Here is a 20590-nt window from a genome sequence, read left to right on the forward strand (position 1 = left end):
TATGCCTCCGCTTCTTGTTCTTGCTTCTATACACATTCTCGCAAAATAATGTATTACACTCTATCGCATTGGCTTTCAATTTCATTACAATCGTGTAAGCTTAAACGCTTTTGCTTGTAATATTCGTAAAAATTGTTTTACTACTATATTTCTTTCCCTGCAGCGGATAACTAGATGACAATACTTCCCTATTTTCATAACTATATTTTAAATAATAATTATTTTCAGAAAGGTGTTGAGACATTTTAGGTAGACAACATACTAAAAATGCACTCCTAGCAGAAGTGCATGTGTTTGTTTAGCTTAACAGTCCTAGACGAAAAGCAGAGGCAACGACCTGTGTTCGATTTTTCGCTTTGAGTTTTGTCATTAGACTACTTACATAATCTCTGACTGTATGCTCACTTAAAAACAAGAAACCGCCAATTTTTTTATTGTCATAGCCTTCAGCAAGCAAGCCAAGTATCATTGACTCCCTTTCTGTTAAATGTAGCTCTGTATTTTTTTCTACCTTCTCACCCTTACGCGATAAAAATAACCCTAGACGATTTCCCACTTCTTCTAGAAGCAATAACTCTTCTTTTGTACAATCAAATTCTTCACCTAGCTGATCGAATGTCAGCCATCCAAATAACTGGTCTCGTCGCATAATAGGGATAAAAATAATGGAGGATAAATTAAATAACTGAATATGCTCCTCCTTCACGTAATTTTTAGGGTTTTTTAAATAAATGGGTTTTTTTGAACTAAGTATCGTGTTATCCCCAGTTAGCTGCCCTTTCATACTTTGCACCTTAGAAAGCTCTGCTCCAATAACTCCATAAAATTGATTGGACCATGGGACATAAGCGTAAAAAACGCATCTTTTATAACTAAAATACTCTTCGCATTTTTTTAAAATATAGGCTAAGTCCTGATAACCTGTGGAACTAATCAACAATTTATCAAGCTTATCCAGTAACTGTAAATACTTCAATTCCTGATTATCTGTAGATCGATAATTAGCATTGTGATCTCCCCCATAGTAAAGCTGTACTAGAAACGTAAATTTTGATAGCACATACATTAAGATGGCGTTCGTTCGGCTACTCTTTTGCTGAATCATAAAGGTAATCAATGCTTTCTCAAAAATTAATTGAAATAAATTAAAGCTCTTCTTATCAATAATAGACAGCTGTGATTGAAGCCACGTAGTAAAAAATGATTTATCATCTTCATTTAATTCATCAATGTTTGTATGTGTCGTTAAGCGTAAAAACGAATCCAGTAGCATAGCTACCCTTTTTTGATCAGATTCGGCTATAGAAGGATCTAGATTAAGATAAATATTTGTATTCTCTTCAATTTGTTTATGATGAATTTTAATAAATAACACAAATTCCTGCAGTGTTACTTCTTCAACTGACTGAAACGGATGCGTCATAGGAAAATCTTCTCCTTCACACTAAAATACCCCTATAAATGGAGGATATTCACTCACTATATTATACAGCATCTTATAGGATAGTATTTCAAATTGAAAGGAGTAAGATGAAAGTATCGCTAAACAATGCGAATACTTTTGAATCCTTAGGTAACCATAAAACCGAAATAATGAAAGGTGCGTGCTAGCAATGAGACTGGAAAATCAAGTAGCCATTATTACAGGTGGAGGTACAGGAATCGGGAAAGAAACGGCACTATTATTTGCTAAAGAAGGAGCAAAAGTAGTCATTACTGATATAAATGAACAATCTGGTAACGACACAATCCGAGATATTCAAGCTATTGGCGGAGAAGCATTATTTGTTCGTCATGATGTTAGCAATGAAGATGACTGGAAAAAAGTCGCGGACGAAACAATAAAAACATTTAACAAAGTAGATATCCTATTCAACAATGCGGGTATTTATATTATTAAACCACTCGCTGAGATCGAACTATCTGATTGGAATCGTTTAATGTCCATTAATGTAACAGGTGTCTTCCTAGGTATGAAGCACATTATGCCACTTATGGCTAAACAAAATAAAGGTTCTGTTATAAATGCTTCTTCTATTGCTGGTCTAACAGGCGCTTCTGGACATGTATTATATGGAGCTAGTAAAGGCGCTGTTCGCATTATGACTAAAGATGCCGCAATGGAATATGCCCCATATGGTGTACGCGTCAACTCTATTCATCCTGGCTATATTGATACAGGTATGGCAGATTATGCATCAGCATCAATAGGAAGCTCTAAAGATGAGTTAGGGAAAAACTTGTTCCCATTAGGTCGTTTAGGCTCTGTCAAAGAAGTAGCGCAAACCGTTCTATTTTTAGCTTCTGATGAATCTTCATTCTCAACCGGTGCTGAATTCGTTATTGATGGTGGAGCAACTGCAAAATAACAATAAAGGTGGTCTTTAAAATGAAATTACAAGATAAAGTAGCGATCATAACAGGCGGTGCTAGTGGTATCGGTGAGGCTACAGTACGCCTCTTTGTCCAAGAAGGTGCCCAAGTAGTCATTGCCGATTTTTCTGACCGTGGTCAAAGTATCTCAGAAGAATTAAATGGTGCAGGTTTTGATACATTATTCATAAAAACAGATGTAACAAACGAAGAAGACATTCAAAATATGATTAAGGAAACAGTTAATAAATACGGTAAACTTGATATTATGTATGCAAATGCTGGCGTAGCAGATGATGCACCGGCACATGAGCTATCGTTCGAAAAATGGAAAAGAACCATTGATATTAATTTATCAGGTGTATTTCTTTCTGATAAATATGCAATTGAACAATTCCTTGCCCAAGGAACTGGTGGCGTTATTGTCAATGCTGGTTCCATTCATAGTTTCGTTGCCTTACCAAATCCTACAGCCTATTCATCTGCAAAAGGCGGAGTAAAATTATTAACTCAAAATTTATGTACAGCTTACGCTAAACAAGGCATTCGTGTAAATGCAGTATGTCCTGGCTATATTGATACACCCTTACTTGCTGAAGTAGATGCTCAAAAGAAAGAATATTTAGCGTCCCTTCATCCTCAAGGTCGTCTTGGTAAACCAGAAGAAATTGCCAAAGCTGTACTTTTCTTAGCGAGCGACGACTCAAGCTTTGTCAATGGTACAACTCTACTTGTCGATGGTGGCTACACTGCTCATTAATAAACATAAAGGGTCTGAATTCGGTTTTTTTCCGAATTTCAGGCGCTTTTTTTTAGGTTTGAAAACCAGCTAACATAAGTGACAAAAAAAGAAAAAATTAATTATAATAATCCAAAAGAAAAGTATTGGGGTGATACTTATGCAAAAGATTATTGTATCAACTGATGAAAATTTAAGAGAATTAACAAAACATCATACTTTTGTTATGCCCATTGCATGCTATAAATCAGTCATCTCAAACGATAACTCTAATCATATATATGGTTACGTTCCCCTTCATTGGCATGAAGAAATTCAATTTGTTTCCGTTTTACAGGGTGAAGGAATTTTTCAAGTAAATGAGGAATACATCGAACTTAAAGAAGGAGATGGTTTGTTTATAAATAGCGGTCGATTGCATATGTCAAAAAGTAATACAAGTTGCACTTTTATCTGCTTAAACGTCTCTCCTCACTATATTTTATCGCAAGAGCTCTATAATATTTATGTAAAACCGTATATAGAAGCAACTAATTTACCCTATATCCTAATAAATACGGATGAACTTTGGGGAAAGAATATCTTAAATGCTATTTATCAAATATATCAATATATTGATCAAAAACCACAAAAATATGAGGTTGATATATCAATTAAGTTAACGTTTATTTGGAGGAATTTAATCGCTAGTGGTTTTCAATTACAATTTATAGAATCAGAAGAATTGAAAAACAATAGAGTTAAAGGAATGCTAAGTTGGATTCATCAATATTATATGGAAAAGATAACGTTAGCAGATATAGCACGTGCAGGGCAGCTTAGTAAATCGGAATGCTGTAGATATTTTAAACGATATTTTAAAATGAGCCCTTTGAATTATGTGATCGATTATCGCATTAAAAAAAGCTTATATTTATTACAGCGAAGTGATTTTTCTGTTACGGAAGTCGCTTATCAAGTAGGATTTAATAGTACGAGTTATTACATTAGCAAATTTAAAGAAATAATGCGTACGACTCCATTAGCCTATCAAAAAAAGATTTTAAATAACGGACCTTCAAATTAAAAGGTTTAAGTCCTATTAAACAACGGACTTAAACCTTTAATTTAGGAAAATATTACTCCCCCTTCTGGAAACTCTCCTGTTTTAGGGTTTATAGTAAGCTGCCATGACACGAATAAAAAATCTCCAGCTTTAATTGCTTGTCAATAAGGACCAATTGCCGCTGATGCCTTATCTGTTGATACTTTTTCAATACTCATTATGCTATCTCCTATAGGATGGTTTATATTGAATATGCCCCATCCCATACAACCTTTTTATAATGTGTGGCGTCCGTATCACCTTCCGTGCTAAAGAATAGAATTTTTGAATCTGCAGTAAGGTTTAATTGTTCCTTTAATTCTGCGTACTGGCTTCGTCTTAAAATTTCGCTTACAGCCCCTACCCCAACTGCCCCAGATTCACCTGAAATAACTTGTACATCACCCTTAATCGGTGCTGCTAAAATTCTCATTCCTTGAGCAGCGATGTTGTCTGGGCAGGAAAGAAAGGCGTCAGCATAATCTTTTAAAATTTCCCAACCTAATGTACTTGGTTCACCGCAAGCCAACCCTGCCATAATGGTATCCATATCACCTTTTACATAGTGTAGTTCACCATCATTTGCTTCGGCCGTTTTAAATATACAATTTGCCTTGTCTGGTTCTACAACAACGGTAATTGGGCGCTCTTCACCATAAACGTTTGCGAAGAAACCTTGAACTGTTGCTGCTAGTGAGCCAACACCAGCTTGAATAAAGATATGTGTAGGCTTTTCACCTATCTCCTTAAGCTGCTCATATGTTTCTACCACCATTGTGATATAGCCTTGCATAATTCTCTTTGGTATTTCCTCGTAGTTTTCCCATGCTGTGTCCTGGACCAATACCCAATTATTTTTCTCAGCATGTTCAGCAGCTAAACGAACCGTATCATCATAATTAACAGAAGTAATAGATGCATTAGCTCCTAAGTTTTTAATATGTTGTAATCTTTCCTCAGAAGATCCTTTAGGCATATATACAACAGATTTTTGTTCCAATTTTTTTGCTGTCCATGCGACACCTCTGCCGTGATTTCCATCAGTTGCAGTAATAAAAGTTATTTCGCCTAATTTTTCTTTCACTTCAGGTGAAACAAGCTTGTCGTAAGTTACATTGGCAGGATCAATATTTAATTGACTTGCTAAGTGTTGTCCAATCGCATAGGAACCACCTAAAGCTTTAAATGCATTCAATCCAAAGCGATATGATTCATCTTTGACAAATACTTTGCTAACATTTAATTCCTGAGCCAACTTATTTAAAACAGCTAAAGGTGTTGGTTCATACTGTGGGAAACTTTTGTGAAATGTATGCACTTTTTGAGCTTCCTCTACGCCTAAAAAATCAATGTTAATACTAGGTTTTTTCTTTCTATTAAGCTTTACTAACTTCATATTTAATCATCTCCAATTCTCTGTAAGCAATCTATTATTTTGCTAGACATAGTTTAATAATTTCAGCAAAGAATTCAGCACCTGTTTCTAAGATTGCGTCATTGTAATCGTAATGGGAGTTATGCAGTGGAATGACTTCTTCATCTTCATCTTTACTTCCAAGGAATACAAAGCAGCCGGGAATTTCCTCTATAAATTTACCAAAATCCTCCGAGGCCATGATTGGTACACAATCACTGTTTGTATTTTCTACACCAACAACATTGTTAGCTGCTATGATAGCCGTTTCATTGCATTCATCCCAGTTAATTGTCGGTGAAAATTCATGAGTATACTCAAATTCGCACTCTGCACCGTGCATGGCACATATACTTTCACAAATACTTCTCATTCTTTCTTCTAAAAGTTTTTGAACTTCTGGAGTAAAGCTCCTCGTATCTCCTTTAATTTCTACATTAGAGGGAATTGCATTTCGAATTCCATCTGAATGAATTTCTGTACATGATACAACTGCTGTTTGAAGCGGATCTAGATTTCTCGACACTACTGTTTGAAGTGCAAGAATAATTTCTGCTGCTATTACTAAAGGATCAATACCCATATGTGGACTTGATGAATGTGAGCCTTTTCCTTTAATTCGAATAACAAAGTTATCTTCGCTAGCCATGATCGGACCTGACTTAGTATGAATCGTTCCAACTGGTAATCCCGGCATATTATGCAGGCCGTAAATTGCGTCAACTGGGAAGCGTTCAAATAATTTATCGTCCATCATCGCTTGAGCACCTTTTCCAATTTCCTCAGCAGGTTGAAAGATGAATCGAACAGTACCATTAAAGTTTTTTCGAGTAGAAAGTAATTTAGCGGCTCCTAATAAAGTAGTCATGTGACCATCATGTCCACATGCATGCATTTTTCCTTGATGTTCTGAGCGATAAGGAAGTTTCTTCACTTCCATTAGATTTAATGCATCCATATCAGCTCGTAATCCAATAATCCCGTTCCCTTCTCCAACAGTAAGGCTTGCTACAACACCTGTACGCCCGATATTTTCATGTACCTCTAAACCCATCTTTTTGAGTTCTTGTGCTATATAAGCCGATGTTTTTACTTCCTCGAAAGCAGTCTCAGGAATTCTGTGTAATTGTTGTCGCCATTCTTGTAGTTGTTTTTTAAATTCTGCGTTACTCATCATATACCCCCTGATTTTTATCGAATAATTCCGATTATCACAACAAGGAATTCCATGCTGCCATCCCCCTACTTTGTGATTTGTATAAATGAAACTTTTAGTATACTCTCCTCCCTCTACAGGCATTTTAATCTTTAGTTAATTCTAAAATATATAAGGTTATTATTTAATTTTATAAATATATTGAGGTATGTTCATTTTAGCGGGGATAAACAAACGACAGCAAAAGGAGAATCCCTTTTAATTACAAGTTTTTCAGAGGTAAATAAAAAAGTAATCTACAAATAAATATAAATATTGTATATAGACTTATTACACTTCTTCTCAAATAATACTTGTTAAAAGAATTTGAATAACTATCTCATAAATGGATGAAATGCTATATACTTTTATTACATCAGTATTTTTATATTATGAAAGTGAAGGGTGTGATTTATTTATGAATTTAAATGATTGGCTAAATGAAAAAGTTCCAGAAATCACAAGTTCATTAAACGATATTAACCGGCAATATGTTGATATCGAAAATTCAATAGGCTTTGTTGGGCGCAATCAAATTTATAAAATTTTAGATAATTTTCACGAAGTGCTGTTCCCAGGTATTCATACGGCTCCACCGATCGATAATACTCGAATTAATATTGTAAGTAGTAATAAACTGCGTGAAACGGCATTAGATTTACGTGATATCATTGAAAAAGTATTAATTTACAATATGGAATATAATAACGATACAGACAACTGCACGTGTCAAGAGGATGCGGACCGTATTGTAATGAAGTTAATCTCACAATTCCCGAATATCCGTAAAATTTTGCAAACAGATATTCAGGCAGCATACAACGGTGACCCGGCTGCTCTTTCTACAGAGGAGATTTTATTAAGCTATCCATCAATCGTAGCTGTATATATTCACCGTATTGCACACGAGCTATATGAACAGGGAGTACCGATTGTGCCACGTATTATGTCAGAGTATGCACACAGTTTAACAGGAATCGATATTCATCCAGGGGCAACAATTGGAGAATCCTTCTTTATCGACCATGGCACAGGGGTCGTTATCGGTGAAACATGTAACATAGGCAATAACGTCAAAATCTATCAAAGTGTTACATTAGGGGCATTAAGCTTCCCTCTTGATGAAAATGGTAATCCAATTAAAGGAATTAAACGACATCCTAATATCGAGGATAATGTCGTTATTTATGCAGGTGCAACAATTTTAGGTGGCGAGACGACGATCGGCCATGATTCAGTGCTAGGCAGTAATATTTGGCTAATGAATTCAATCCCACCCTATTCACGTGTCTACAACTCACCACCATCACCAAACATTAGTAGCAGTAAAACAAAAAAGAGTTAATATAAACTCATCTTCCCTACAAATTTCATAGATGAGCTAACAAATAAAAGATCTCCACCAAACCGAATTAACCCCCGGTGGCGAAGATCCTCCCAAAGACACTGTTGAGCCAACAGTGTCTTTTATATATGAAACAGGCATCTATGCTGAAAGAAAAAATTACTCCCTCTGAATCATAAAATCAGAATCGCAGCTATCAATACTTTCGAGTTTTGATATGCTATACTATTTCTATTATCGAAATATTAGAAAGAGGGATGCTAGATGACTAATTTACAGCAATTAGATGCTTATTTTGTAGAACATCGTGAAGCACATTTAAATGAATTGAAGGAATTTTTACGAATTCCAAGTATTAGCTCTTTATCTGAACATAAGGAAGATATCCAACATGCCGCACAATGGTTAGCTAGTGCGTTTGAGAAACTAAATCTTGAAAATATCTCTATTACCCAAACAGCTGGGCACCCTGTTGTCTATGCAGATTGGCTACACGCTGAAGGAAAACCAACGATTTTATTTTACGGTCACTATGATGTGCAACCGGTTGATCCATTAAATTTATGGGATAGTGAGCCGTTTAATCCTACAATTCGCGACAATAAATTATTTGCTCGTGGTGCTAGTGATGATAAAGGGCAAGTGTTTATGCACTTAAAAATGATTGAGGCACTATTTGCGACAACGGGGACTTTACCAGTTAACGTTAAATTCATTTATGAAGGCGAAGAAGAAATCGGCAGCCCACACCTACCAGCCTATGTAGAGCAAAATAAGGAAAAATTAGAAGCAGATTTAATTTTAATTTCTGATACAGGTCTCTATGGTCCTGGTAAGCCTGCGGTTTGCTATGGCTTACGTGGTTTAACAGGCATTCAAATTGATGTTCGTGGGGCTAAGGGAGATTTACACTCTGGACTTTACGGTGGTGGCGTACAAAATGCCATTCATGCATTAGCTGAAATTTTAGCATCCTTCCGTGATGAACATGGAACAATTCAAGTTGATGGCTTCTACGATAAAGTATTGCCTTTAACAGAGGAAGAACGTGAAGCTTACCTTGCACTTGGGTTTGATGAAGAATCAGTTAAACAGGAAGTTGGCGTAAAAGAATTATTCGGTGAACAAGGGTTTTCATACTTAGAACGAACTTGGGCACGTCCAACACTTGAGGTGAATGGTGTATTTGGTGGTTTCTCTGGTGAAGGCATCAAAACAGTTTTACCTGCTGAAGCTGGCGCTAAAATCACATGTCGTCTTGTTCCAAACCAAGAGCCTGATGAAATTGTCGCCCTTTTAAAAGCGCATGTTGAAAAGCATAAGCCTGCTGGTGTGGAAATTAACATTTCTGAATTCGATAAAGGTCGTCCATTCTTAACTCCATTCGACCATCCATTTATCCAAGCAGCAGGACGTTCTTACGAAAAAGTGTATAATGTACCAACTGCTTACACACGTGGTGGTGGCTCTATTCCTATCGTCGCTGCATTTGATGAAATTTTAGCATTACCTGTGGTGTTAATGGGCTTTGGTCTATCAAGTGAAAACTTCCACGCACCAAACGAGCACTTCCATCTAGAAAACTTCGATAAAGGCTTACGTGTTTTAAGTGACTATTTATTCGAGGTTGCTGAATTACAAAAATAATAGTTTCTAACAAATAAAAATCCCATCGCTTTTTAGCGAAGGGATTTTTTGTTACTCACCAAACACAGTGACAATTTCAGCAGCCTGTTTGCGTTCTCTACCTTTTGGCACTTCATCAAAATAGCCAACTTGTAGCATGGCAATGACACGCTCTCCTGGTTGAACTTTCAGGGCCTCACGGAATTTTGGATTGTCTAAGAACGCTGGTGTTTTCCAGCAAGAGCCGATTCCTCTATCCCACGCCAATAATTGTATATTCTGAATGAAGGTACTTGCAGCAGCGTAATCTTCTAGACGCTCTTTTTGACGTGCATCCTCTGGGACGATAACAAAGGCATAACCACCTGGTAATGTAAACTTCATCATTTGCTTTGCTAAATCTTCACTTGAAAGCTCCTGCCATTTTGGAATAGTCAGGTCACGTAATAAATGATGCAGATCTACAATTTCCTTTCCACAAGCTACAACTAAGCGCCAAGGCTCTCGGTTACCGTGATTCGGGGCCCATACTGCATCATCAATAATAGCCATTAAATCTTCACGCTCTACAGGCTGACCATTAAATTTTTTAATGGATCGTCGTTGCATAATTGCATCTCTAACAGATAAAATTTGTTCGCTCATATATCTATTCTCCTTCTACCACAAGACAACATATTTAAATTATCTCTTCTATCTTTCACATTATCATAAAATGATATGCTTTAACACTACCTCTTCCTATGCAAAGCTGTCGTCTATATGATAGAAAAAGTAAGTCATGCTCGGTGTATAGGCTGTAGAGTCCTCGTAAAAATACGGTCGATTAATACTATCCGAGGTATGCGCATTCACATAAGGTATGCCATTTTGAATGCTTGTGACAATCACAGAGTGGTCGATCCTTCCATTTCCTTGAAAATCATAAAAGATAACATCTCCCAGCTCTAATTCCTCAGCATATTGCACACGCGTGCCTTTTAATCCAGTTGTAGATCCCTCTAAATACCATCTTAATGAGTGGGCTACGGACCAGCTAAAGCTCCAATTCCCTTGTTGCATCCACCACCCTTTATCTCTGCTAGGTGCTCCTCGCATTGGTGCGCCGCCTGCTAGTAAGCACTGAGATATATAATTTGTGCAATCAACATCAAAATTAGGAAACGCAGGATTACGTCTATTCCACCATAAATTGGCATACTGAACAGCAGCCTGTCTGTTATACATTTTCGCCATACATCCCCTCCTCATGCCATCATATGTCTACTTATATATTTCTATTAGTTAGGTCCTTCCTCTTATTCTTACCTGAAAACAGCTATAATCAGCATGTTCTTTTCCATTTTCAAGAACATTTTTGCTACAATAAGGTTTAAAGAAATGTAGATTTTATTTAATGACCAGAAGGGATGTTCAATGTGAAGCAGCATGCTGAGAAAGAAATTTTGCAGCCAACTCTTTTATGCGATAAAAAGGGTAATTTAAATCCAGCAGCCATCGGATTTGCACGTAAACCACTCATTAATAGTAATTTAAGCGGTCATATCATGCGTAAAAAGAAATGGAACTATTGGTGTGTCTATGGTGATGAAATCCTTTTCTCTGCTACAATTAGTCATCTAGATTATGCAGCAGTCTGCTTCGTTTATTTTCTTGAATATGAAACACAGCGCTATTTCGAAAAAACGATTACAATTCCCCTCGGTGGTAAATTAAAAATGCCTTCACAGGTTTTAGAATCCGTTTCCTTTAAAAATAGCGAAATGATGATTGATCAATTATTTATTCAAAATGAAACCCATTTATCGGTTTCCATACCAAACTTTGATGGAGACGTTTTACGTGCAAAGCTTATTATTCAACATCCTCCTACAGACGAAACTTTAAATGTTGTCATCCCTTGGAATCGTAAAACATTTCAGTTTACAGGTAAGCATCATATACTACCAACTTCAGGTTTTGTCACAATTGGTACTCGACGTTTTAATTTCTCAGCTGAAGAAAATTTTGCAGTGTTAGATTATGGACGAGGTATTTGGCCCCGTGAGGCATTGTGGAATTGGGGAATGGCTTCCCAGCGGGTTCGTGGACGACGCATTGGACTTAATTTAGGAGGTAAATGGACAGACGGCACTGGCATGACTGAAAATGCAATTTTTGTGGATGGTAAAATGACAAAAATACATGAGGATTTATTGTTTCAATATGATTCCGAGGATTATATGCAGCGCTGGAAAGTAAAAACAAAATTCTCTAATCAAGTCTCACTAACATTCTCTCCATTTTTTGAACGTGTTGCTCAAACAAATGCGAAATTGGTTAAATCAGAGGTACATCAACTATTTGGTTATTATGATGGCTCCATTTTACTCGATAATGGTGAAACACTGGTTATTCAACAGATGCTTGGAGGCATTGAGGAACATCGCGCTAAATGGTAGTACACATCTTATAGAAGACGCCGCTTCCCGTGGGTATTACTATAATAACTTGTTATTCCACGGAAGCTTGATGTCTCCTAGCACCCCCATTGCTCTAGCTAAGGGTAAGAAGTATTTTCTCAGGATCATCTGTAAATAGCGCGTGTATACCAAGCTGTTGCAAAGATCGGGCATGGCGCTCATCATTAACTGTATAAACACGAACGATTGCCCCTTCAGCTAATGCTAATTTAACTGATTTGCGAAAGGCTGTCGGTAGACTAACATGTAGTGCTTTAGCTGGGATGAGAGCAATATAAGTCGTAAAATCCACTAAAACCTCTGCGAACAATGCTGCACTTTCAATATATGGCGCAATTTGTGAAACGGTTTGTAAGGATTCATGGTTGAAAGATGAAATAATGACTCGCTCTGTCATTTGCTGTGCTGCAACCTCTTTGAGAACAAGTGCTTCAATTCCTTCGTATGAAATAATATCTGTCTTCAGCTCGATATTAATTCGATGATTTGTACCTGCAAACAGCTCCAATACTTCTCCTAGCGTAGGGATCGTTTCTCCGCTGAATTTCGGCGACATCCACGAACCAAAGTCAAATGTACGTAACTGTTGTAATGTAAAATCTTTCACATAGCCTGAACCATTAGAGGTACGATCAATTGTTTCATCATGTATGACTACCACCTCTTTATCTGCTGTTAAATGAACATCTAGCTCAATTCCCGCAATAGGAAGCCTAGCTGCCGCTTGAAATGCCGCAATTGTATTTTCTGGGTAGTGTGCCGAGACACCTCTATGTGCAAAAATATCCAAAATCATTAACCTCCTCTATTTCCTTTAAAGAAACTTAAAAAAATAAAGCTTTCCAAACCTCAATGTAATAGTAGCATAATTAACTTTTCTGCTTTCACTTGATGGTAAATATTATATATAGTAGTATGATAATCTACTTTGAAATTGTAAGTACCTAGGAGGTGCTAAAAATGACTGTACAACATCCAGATTTTCAGGCTGAAGTAGAGCGGTTGGCATATACCCAAAGATATATGCAGCAAATACTCAATGAATCACAAAGAGATTTACAATCGGCCCAGGAAAATATTCGTAAATCTATGGCTGACCTTGATTACTTAGATTCAAGTTTAAGTTATTTAAATATCTTAACAAATGCCAGATTCTTTGAAATGGCTCGTAACCAAAAGGAAGGCCTAGAAGCTGTTCGTAAGAAGCCATACTTTGCTAGAATTCATTTCCAAAAGACAGGCGATCCAGAGGAATTTCTCTACATCGGGAAAACCTCACTCTTTCATCGCGAAACCCATGAGCCCATTATTGTTGACTGGCGCTCACCTGTAGCAAATGTCTATTATGATGGACGTCTTGGCGATATGGAATATGATGTCCGAGGAGAAGTTCATAAAGGACATCTCTATGCTAAAAGACAATACAAGATTGAGAATGGCGAATTACTCGATATACGTGATATTGACTTAACAACAAACGATGAACTACTGCAAGAAGCGTTAGCTGGGAAAGCAGATGTTCGACTAACCGAAATTGTCTCGACAATTCAAAAGGAGCAAAATGACATTATCCGAGCACACCTTCGTCAACCAATTATTGTGCAAGGTGCAGCAGGTAGTGGAAAAACAACAATCGCTCTACACCGTATATCTTACTTCCTCTACACAATGGGTGAGAACTTTAATCCAGAGCAGCTCATGATTTTAGCACCGAATAAGTTATTTATTGATTATATCGGAGATGTTTTACCAGAGCTCGGTGTCGATAAAATTTGCCAAACTACTTTTACAGACTACGTTCTTTCCGCCACTAAATTAAAGCTAAAACTTCAAAATCCGAATGAGCAATTAGAATCGCTTGTTGCTGGAGGAAATCAGGAGCCAACTGCATGGATCGCTGAAATGAAAGGCTCTCTTTATTATCGTGATGTCATCGAACGTTACATTCAAAAGCTAGAACAGGAGATTGCAGAGCAATTTGAAGATGTATATATTGAAAAATACTGTATCATGCGTGCTTCCCATTTAAAGAAGCTGTTTTTATATGAATTTTCTTATATGCCTATCGAAAAACGCCTTGCCCATATTAAGAAGGTGTTAACAAGCCATGTCCGTCAAAAAAAACAAGTTGTCCTAGCAACACTTCATAAAAAGTATGATGAAGCATTGGGTAAAGCTTTAAATGGTATTCGGGATGATGAAAAACGACGACGGGTTGTTACTAAATTTATCGATGAACGCGATGAACGTATTCCAGCTATTGAAAAAGAAACGAAAACCACTGCAACGGCATATATGCGACGTTTTACTAAACATAATATCAAGACACTCTATCGAACCCTTCTCACTGATGCAGAACTTTTAGCAGAGCTGGCTCCTGAATGGCATTATCTCGAACAACAACAATTTTTACAGGCACACCGGAAAGAACATTGGGCACTTGAAGATTTGGCTGCACTATACTATTTACAAGCCCGTCTAAAAGGCATCCCAGATGAATGGAAAATGCGTGTTGTCTTTATCGATGAGGTACAAGATTATAGTTTATTCCAGCTTGCTGCTTTAAAAACAGGTCTCGATACAGATATGTTTACAATGGTTGGTGATTTAGCCCAAGGGATTCACAGCTATCGTTCATTAACAGCTTGGGAGCCTGTACAAAGCTTGTTTCCACGTGCAAGTTTCCGAACATTACAAAAAAGCTACCGAACAACCATCGAAATTATGGAAGTAGCTAACCAAATATTAGCGCAAATGAGTGAACAGCTTCCTTTGGTAGAGCCAGTTGTTCGTCACGGTAATGTACCAAGTTTTATTCAAGCTGATCATTTCGATGCTTTAAAAATTAAAGAGATCTTTGAAGCTATTCGTCAAAATGGTCATCGTTCCATCGCTTTAATTTGCAAAACTACAGCTGAAGCTATCACAATGTATCAGACATTAAAAATGAGCGATATTGCCTCACAGCTCCTAACTGAAAACGAATCGATTAATCAGGAAATGTTGCTTGTTGTACCAAGTCATCTAGCTAAAGGACTTGAATTTGATGCAGTGATTGTAGCTGCATTTGATACACCTTTCTATGATACGCCAATTGATCGAAAGCTACTTTACGTAGCACTTACACGAGCAATGCATGAGCTGTACTTAATAGGCCCATCCAAAAATACATTTTTATTAGAAAATTAAAAAGTCGCTAGAAGGCGACTTTTTTATCGATCATCAATTTCTTGGTGGTAATCTATAAAACTTCCCTTTCGATAAATAAGCTTTTACTACTTTCCACCATGAACTAGGGGCTTCCTTTGGAGGAGACTTCTTTTTAGGCAATGCTGGCATGCGCATGATCACGACTCCTTTCTTAAAGCTTATTAATATTATATGAAGATAGTAGGTAATTATGCTAAAAAAGAGCGATGAGTTGATGTTTACTAACACTCATCGCCCTTTTTCCTATTGTTTTACATAATAATCAATTTGTTGTGCCTTCATAAAACCAGCCTTTTCATAGACAGATAGTGCTTTTTTATTGTCGATTTCTACGTCGAGCATGACAAATTTTGCGCCAACTTTACTCGCATAATCCTTTGAAAAAGAAAGAAGTGCCGTTCCAATACCTTGTCCTTCATAATTAGGATGAACAGCAAGAGCAGTTACCCACTGGATTTCATTTTCCTTAGCTGTCGTTACAGTTCCAACCATATCACCATCTCGATAGGCAACCCAAAGTTTTCGTCCATTAGTAGTAGTGTTAAAAGCAATGAGTTCCTTAGATTCTTCCGGTAAATCGCCAAACGCCTCACCATAAATAGAGATTAGTTCTGCCTCCTCACCATCATAAGGTTGAATGTTAATATCATTTTGTAACGCTACTGGTTCTGCTTTAGTCTCTAAGGTTGCTTCTGAAAAACTGTAAGCAAACCCTTTTTGTTCAATGAATGTATGCCCAAAAGGAGAGCCATCAATTACGACTGCTAATTGTCCCTCTGCTCCTCTTTCCTCTAGTCCCACTTGGATACTCTCAACTAATGCCGTTCCAATACCTTTTTGTCGATAGGCAGGTGTCACCACTAATGACCATTCGTATGTATGAAGCCCAATTAAATCAATGGCACTTGCAGCACCAACTAACAAATCTTTATCATCCTCGTACGCCAATACCATAAAACCCTTTGATTCGAAAGAGCTGGCCATAGGCACATTCATAATGGTTTCGTATACTCGATAATCATGAACTGTTGCTTCTTCACATAATAATTTTACTTCCTTCAATGTTTCTCCATCTAATGGGAAAGACACTGTCATCACTGAAATATTCATCTTTAACTCCGTTCCTATGTCAGACTATTGCCCTATTGTAGCAAGAATGAAAATAAACTGGCAACAAAATATATTAATACCGCTGTTAATCAGAATTTTACTTCAAAAACCGGAATAATAAAAGGATTTATACTATAAAAGTTCAATGAAATGACTGAAATTTACTAGAAATCATAGATATAAAATAATATACTTATTTCACAAAATTAGAGATATTTAATCTTTTTTCTTAGTTACTTTTAAGCTATACAATCATTCATACTATATAATAATTTACATTTATTATACCATTTATTCAAATTAATAACATTTGCAATTCAACTAACAAGAGGCTAAATGGATATCAATTAAAGAAAAAACCAAACTATTGTGGGAAATGTCCAATTTAGTATCCCGTAATAGTTTGGTTTTTCTGTTTTTATTCATTTATTTACGTTAACTTATTCTTCAAGATGATGGGAGGATGAATGAAGCATTTGTGCATAAAGACCACCAGATTCGATCAGTTTTTGCTGAGGTCCTGCTTCAACCAACTTGCCTTTATGCATAACTAAAACTAAATCGGCATTATGCACAGTATTTAAACGATGGGCAATAACGAAACTTGTGCGTCCTTGCATTAATGTATCAAGCGCCTCTTGTATTGCCATTTCTGTTACAGTATCGATACTACTTGTTGCCTCATCCAATAGCAAAATTTTCGGGTCAGCAATAAGTGCTCTCGCTATAGAAAGCAATTGCTTTTGACCTTGTGATATCTCGCGTCCATCTGCAGCAAGAACTGTTTCATAGCCATCTTTGAGCTTCATGATAAAATCATGGGCGTTAGCTCGCTTGGCAGCTTCTTCAATCTCTGCATCACTGGCATCTAGCCGACCATAACGAATGTTTTCACGCACAGAAGCCTCAAATAAAAACGGGTCCTGCAAAACAAAAGCCATCTGAGAACGTAAGGATTGTCGATCTATTTGCTGCACATTTATGCCATCAAATAATACTTCACCTTTTGTTACCTCATAAAACCGTGCAATAAGTTGAAGAATTGTCGTTTTCCCAGCTCCTGTAGCACCAACAAGCGCTACCGATTGTCCTGGCTCCACTTTAAAATCAACATCCTTTAATGTATAAGCTTCCTCTTCTTGTTCGTATTTAAAGAACACATGCTTAAATGCCACATGCCCCAATAACTGATGCTTTTGAGCTGAAACAGTTTCCTCTTCTTGTTGTTCGTCAAGTAAGGCAAATACTCGTTCTGCGCCTGCAATAGCAGATAGTACCGTATTAAATTGGTTTGCTAAATCATTCAATGGACGTGTAAATTGCCTAGCATATTCAGTAAATATAACAATAACACCTATCGATACATGCCCGTATAGTGCGAGCACTCCCCCTATGCCTGCTACAATGGTAAAGCTCATATTGTTTAAGAAGTTCATCACCTTTGGGATATAACCAGAGTAAGTCTGTGCCCAAAAACCTGTTCTTCTTAGACGCAAGCTTTTTTCACGGAACTCCGCTTTCATTCGTTCCTCTTGTGAGAAAGCTTTAACAATCCTCTGCCCCGAAATAGTTTCTTCTATCATGCCATTCAAGGCTCCAAGAGCGGCTTGCTGCTCTTTATATAAGGGCGCTGTCCTTCGTGTAATCCAACGCATGGCCCAAAACATAAGTGGAATAATTGTCATCGTCAGTACTGTCAGCAATGGGCTTAAACTGAGCATAATAATAACGGTTCCACCAAGCGTAAGTATGCTTGAAAACACTTGGATAAAAGAACTGTTTAATGTGGAGCTAACAGCTTCAATGTCATTTGTCATCCGACTCATTAATTCGCCATGCTGACGGCGATCAAAGAATGCAATGGGCAATCGTTGAAAATGAGCAAATACACTTGTTCGCAGTCTATATATCGTTTGCTGTGCAATCCCGATCATCCAATAATTTTGTAGGAAGAGTGAGACAGCTAACAAGGCATAAATACCAATTAAAAAGCCAATCCCCTTTCCTAGTCCAGAAAGCTTGCCGTGCATAACATAGTGATCGATCATTTGACCAATTAAATAGGGGCCAGCCAAAGCTAACACCGAACTAATCATCACTAGTAGAAGTACTACGATGAGGAGTGCTCGTTGTTCATCAACAATTTTCCATAATCGCAGCAATGTACTTTTCCAATCAGATGCACGAGGTCCCTTTTTTTTCTGCACAACCTGCTTCAAATCATCTTTTGTCAATATCGGCTCATAGCCAAAAGGTTTCTGGAAAAATCCCATTAATCCTCCACCTCCTGTTGAGAGATTGCAATTTTTTTATAGAGTGTTGACGTTTGTAAAAGCTCTTCATGTGTGCCATATCCAACTACTTTTCCCGCATCGATTAGTAAAATGCGGTCTGCACCTTTAGCCGTACGTATTTTTTGCGTGACAACAAGCATTGTTGCCCTCTCTTCACTCAATGCTTCCCATAATGATTGTTCGGTTTTTACATCTAGGGCACTTGTGCTATCATCAAGCATTAAAATATGTCCTTTTCTCAAAAGGGCTCTAGCAATCGATAGCCTTTGTTTTTGTCCTCCCGATAAATTGACACCTTTTTGTCCCACCTTGGTATCATAGCCATTTGGAAAATCTTCAACAGACGCATGTATTTGTGCCTGCATAGTGGCCTGTAATACAGCATCCATTTCGGCCTCTACATTTCCCCAACGTACATTATCAGCAATACTACCAGTAAACAATAACGATTGCTGTGGAACATAGCCAATGATTTCGCGTAGCTCTTGCAATTCCCAGTGTTGAACATCCTGCCCTTCTACCAATATTCTTCCGTGCGTTACTTCATAAAAACGAGGAATAAGCTGCAACAATGTTGATTTTCCAGCACCAGTCGCCCCCATAATCGCTAATTTTTCACCGGACTTAACTTGGAAGCTCACATCTGACAGGACAGGTGCATCTCCCCCCGGATAAGTAAAACTGACATGTTCAAACATTAACTCCCCATAGCGCGAAGGATGACCTACCTCCTCAGAAAGTGACGTATCTTCTACTTCATTTTCCATAGAAAGGACTTCTGCCATTCGTTCTGCAGAAGCTTTCGCTCGTGCATAAAAAATAATAATAAATGCAAACATTGAAAATGAGCCAGTCATACGCATCGCATAATTGACAATAGCTACAATATCGCCAAGCGGTGTAGTTCCTGACGCAATTTGCTTTGTACCAAACCATAAGACTGCGAGCAGACTCATGTTCATAATGAATAATAGTACGGGCATAATATATTCCATTATTCTTAACGCTTTTACAGTATCTATTTTTAAGCGAGAAGCAACCTCATCAAAGCGCGTAGCTTCATACGTTCCTCGTAAATAAGCCTTCACTAATCGAATTGCCTGTAAGTTTTCCTGTAAAACCCTATTTAAACGGTCGACTCTCTTCTGTACCCGTCCAAAATATGAAACACCCTTGGCCACCATAAAAATTAGAAAAACAAAGATAATGGGTGCACCAATAACTAAAAATAATGCCAGCTTTGCATTCACAACAAATGCCATTATAATGCTGCCTATAACAGCAAGTGGTGCTCGGAGCATAATACGTAAGCTCATAAATAGCACCGTTTGTACCTGAGTAACATCATTCGTTAATCTTGTAATAAGAGAAGCAGTAGAAAATTTTTGATAGGTTGCTAGCGTAAAGGATTGTATCTTATCAAACATGGCATTTCTTAGGTCATAAGAAAAGCTTTGAGCTGTATGGGATGAAAAATATGAATTGATAATTCCTGCCATAAAGGCAGTAAATGATAAAGCAAGTAAAACAGCCCCCCATTGCATAATCATCCCTTGATTTTGAGCCCGTACTCCTTCATCAATAATTTTTGCCATAATGAGGGGTTGCACAAGCTCAACAAATAATTCTAAAAGCATTAAAAATAAAGCAAAGATGGCTGTCCATTTATATGGTTTTACATAGGAAAAAACTTCTTTCATATTCTTTCCCCCTTGTTGTAAGAATCAACTTTATTATA

16 protein-coding genes are annotated in these 20590 nt (G+C 37.3%); 7 read left to right on the forward strand and 9 right to left on the reverse strand.

The window, feature by feature from the left end; translation table 11 throughout:
• Nucleotides 1-298: 298 nt before the first annotated feature.
• Entirely contained in the window at nt 299-1423 is a 1125-nt protein-coding gene (locus ABC382_RS13360) for a helix-turn-helix domain-containing protein (protein WP_322611217.1), read from the reverse strand.
• 190 nt (nt 1424-1613) lie between these two features.
• On the opposite strand from ABC382_RS13360, the gene ABC382_RS13365 reads away from it, so the two are divergent.
• From ABC382_RS13365 to ABC382_RS13375, 3 genes are all read left to right on the forward strand, one after another.
• Nucleotides 1614-2369: an SDR family NAD(P)-dependent oxidoreductase gene (locus ABC382_RS13365; RefSeq protein WP_322611216.1), complete on the forward strand. Its 756-nt coding sequence runs from the start codon at nt 1614-1616 to the stop codon at nt 2367-2369.
• A 20-nt stretch (nt 2370-2389) separates the two neighbouring features.
• Nucleotides 2390-3133 (forward strand): SDR family NAD(P)-dependent oxidoreductase, encoded by a 744-nt coding sequence (locus ABC382_RS13370; RefSeq protein ID WP_322611215.1) that lies wholly within the window; start codon nt 2390-2392, stop codon nt 3131-3133.
• 139 nt (nt 3134-3272) lie between these two features.
• Entirely contained in the window at nt 3273-4178 is a 906-nt protein-coding gene (locus tag ABC382_RS13375) for an AraC family transcriptional regulator (protein WP_274795436.1), read from the forward strand.
• Nucleotides 4179-4398: 220 nt separating this feature from the next.
• Here the strand turns inward: ABC382_RS13375 and dpaL are convergent, their stop codons facing one another.
• The gene (gene dpaL / locus ABC382_RS13380) at nt 4399-5592 is read right to left on the reverse strand and encodes a diaminopropionate ammonia-lyase (protein ID WP_322611214.1); all 1194 of its coding nucleotides are present in this window, start codon (nt 5590-5592) and stop codon (nt 4399-4401) included.
• Nucleotides 5593-5626: 34 nt separating this feature from the next.
• Nucleotides 5627-6784 (reverse strand): M20 aminoacylase family protein, encoded by a 1158-nt coding sequence (locus tag ABC382_RS13385; protein WP_322611213.1) that lies wholly within the window; start codon nt 6782-6784, stop codon nt 5627-5629.
• 439 nt (nt 6785-7223) lie between these two features.
• Here ABC382_RS13385 and epsC point away from each other — a divergent pair, with 439 nt between their 5' ends.
• Nucleotides 7224-8150, forward strand: coding sequence for a serine O-acetyltransferase EpsC (gene epsC, locus ABC382_RS13390; protein ID WP_322611212.1), 927 nt, complete (start codon nt 7224-7226; stop codon nt 8148-8150).
• Between the two features lie 264 nt (nt 8151-8414).
• On the forward strand, nt 8415-9797 hold the full coding sequence (locus ABC382_RS13395) for a dipeptidase (RefSeq protein WP_274795432.1): 1383 nt from the start codon (nt 8415-8417) through the stop codon (nt 9795-9797).
• Between the two features lie 51 nt (nt 9798-9848).
• Here the strand turns inward: ABC382_RS13395 and ABC382_RS13400 are convergent, their stop codons facing one another.
• Together ABC382_RS13400 and ABC382_RS13405 are read right to left on the reverse strand one after the other, a co-directional pair.
• On the reverse strand, nt 9849-10421 hold the full coding sequence (locus ABC382_RS13400) for a nitroreductase family protein (protein ID WP_274795431.1): 573 nt from the start codon (nt 10419-10421) through the stop codon (nt 9849-9851).
• A gap of 96 nt (nt 10422-10517) precedes the next feature.
• Nucleotides 10518-11012, reverse strand: a complete 495-nt coding sequence (locus tag ABC382_RS13405) for an amidase domain-containing protein (RefSeq protein WP_274795430.1) — start codon at nt 11010-11012, stop codon at nt 10518-10520.
• 182 nt (nt 11013-11194) lie between these two features.
• Between ABC382_RS13405 and ABC382_RS13410 the strand changes: the two genes are divergently transcribed.
• Nucleotides 11195-12217 carry a DUF2804 domain-containing protein gene (locus ABC382_RS13410; protein ID WP_274795429.1) on the forward strand — a complete coding sequence of 341 codons (1023 nt, stop codon included), beginning with the start codon at nt 11195-11197 and terminating at the stop codon, nt 12215-12217.
• Between the two features lie 94 nt (nt 12218-12311).
• Here the strand turns inward: ABC382_RS13410 and ABC382_RS13415 are convergent, their stop codons facing one another.
• On the reverse strand, nt 12312-13028 hold the full coding sequence (locus ABC382_RS13415; RefSeq protein ID WP_322611211.1) for a glycerophosphodiester phosphodiesterase: 717 nt from the start codon (nt 13026-13028) through the stop codon (nt 12312-12314).
• Between the two features lie 170 nt (nt 13029-13198).
• Between ABC382_RS13415 and helD the strand changes: the two genes are divergently transcribed.
• A complete protein-coding gene (gene helD, locus ABC382_RS13420; RefSeq protein ID WP_322611210.1) occupies nt 13199-15427 on the forward strand; it encodes an RNA polymerase recycling motor HelD in 2229 nt (742 codons plus the stop codon).
• 264 nt (nt 15428-15691) lie between these two features.
• Here the strand turns inward: helD and ABC382_RS13425 are convergent, their stop codons facing one another.
• From ABC382_RS13425 to ABC382_RS13435, 3 genes are all read right to left on the reverse strand, one after another.
• On the reverse strand, nt 15692-16558 hold the full coding sequence (locus ABC382_RS13425; protein ID WP_274795426.1) for a GNAT family N-acetyltransferase: 867 nt from the start codon (nt 16556-16558) through the stop codon (nt 15692-15694).
• Between the two features lie 440 nt (nt 16559-16998).
• Nucleotides 16999-18831: an ABC transporter ATP-binding protein gene (locus tag ABC382_RS13430; protein WP_322611209.1), complete on the reverse strand. Its 1833-nt coding sequence runs from the start codon at nt 18829-18831 to the stop codon at nt 16999-17001.
• Nucleotides 18831-20552, reverse strand: coding sequence for an ABC transporter ATP-binding protein (locus tag ABC382_RS13435; RefSeq protein ID WP_274795424.1), 1722 nt, complete (start codon nt 20550-20552; stop codon nt 18831-18833). The genes ABC382_RS13430 and ABC382_RS13435 overlap by 1 nt, the downstream gene beginning before the upstream one ends.
• Nucleotides 20553-20590 lie beyond the last annotated feature (38 nt).

This window comes from Lysinibacillus phoenicis, from assembly GCF_047238325.1.
Classification (GTDB): Bacteria; Bacillota; Bacilli; order Bacillales_A; family Planococcaceae; genus Lysinibacillus; species Lysinibacillus irui.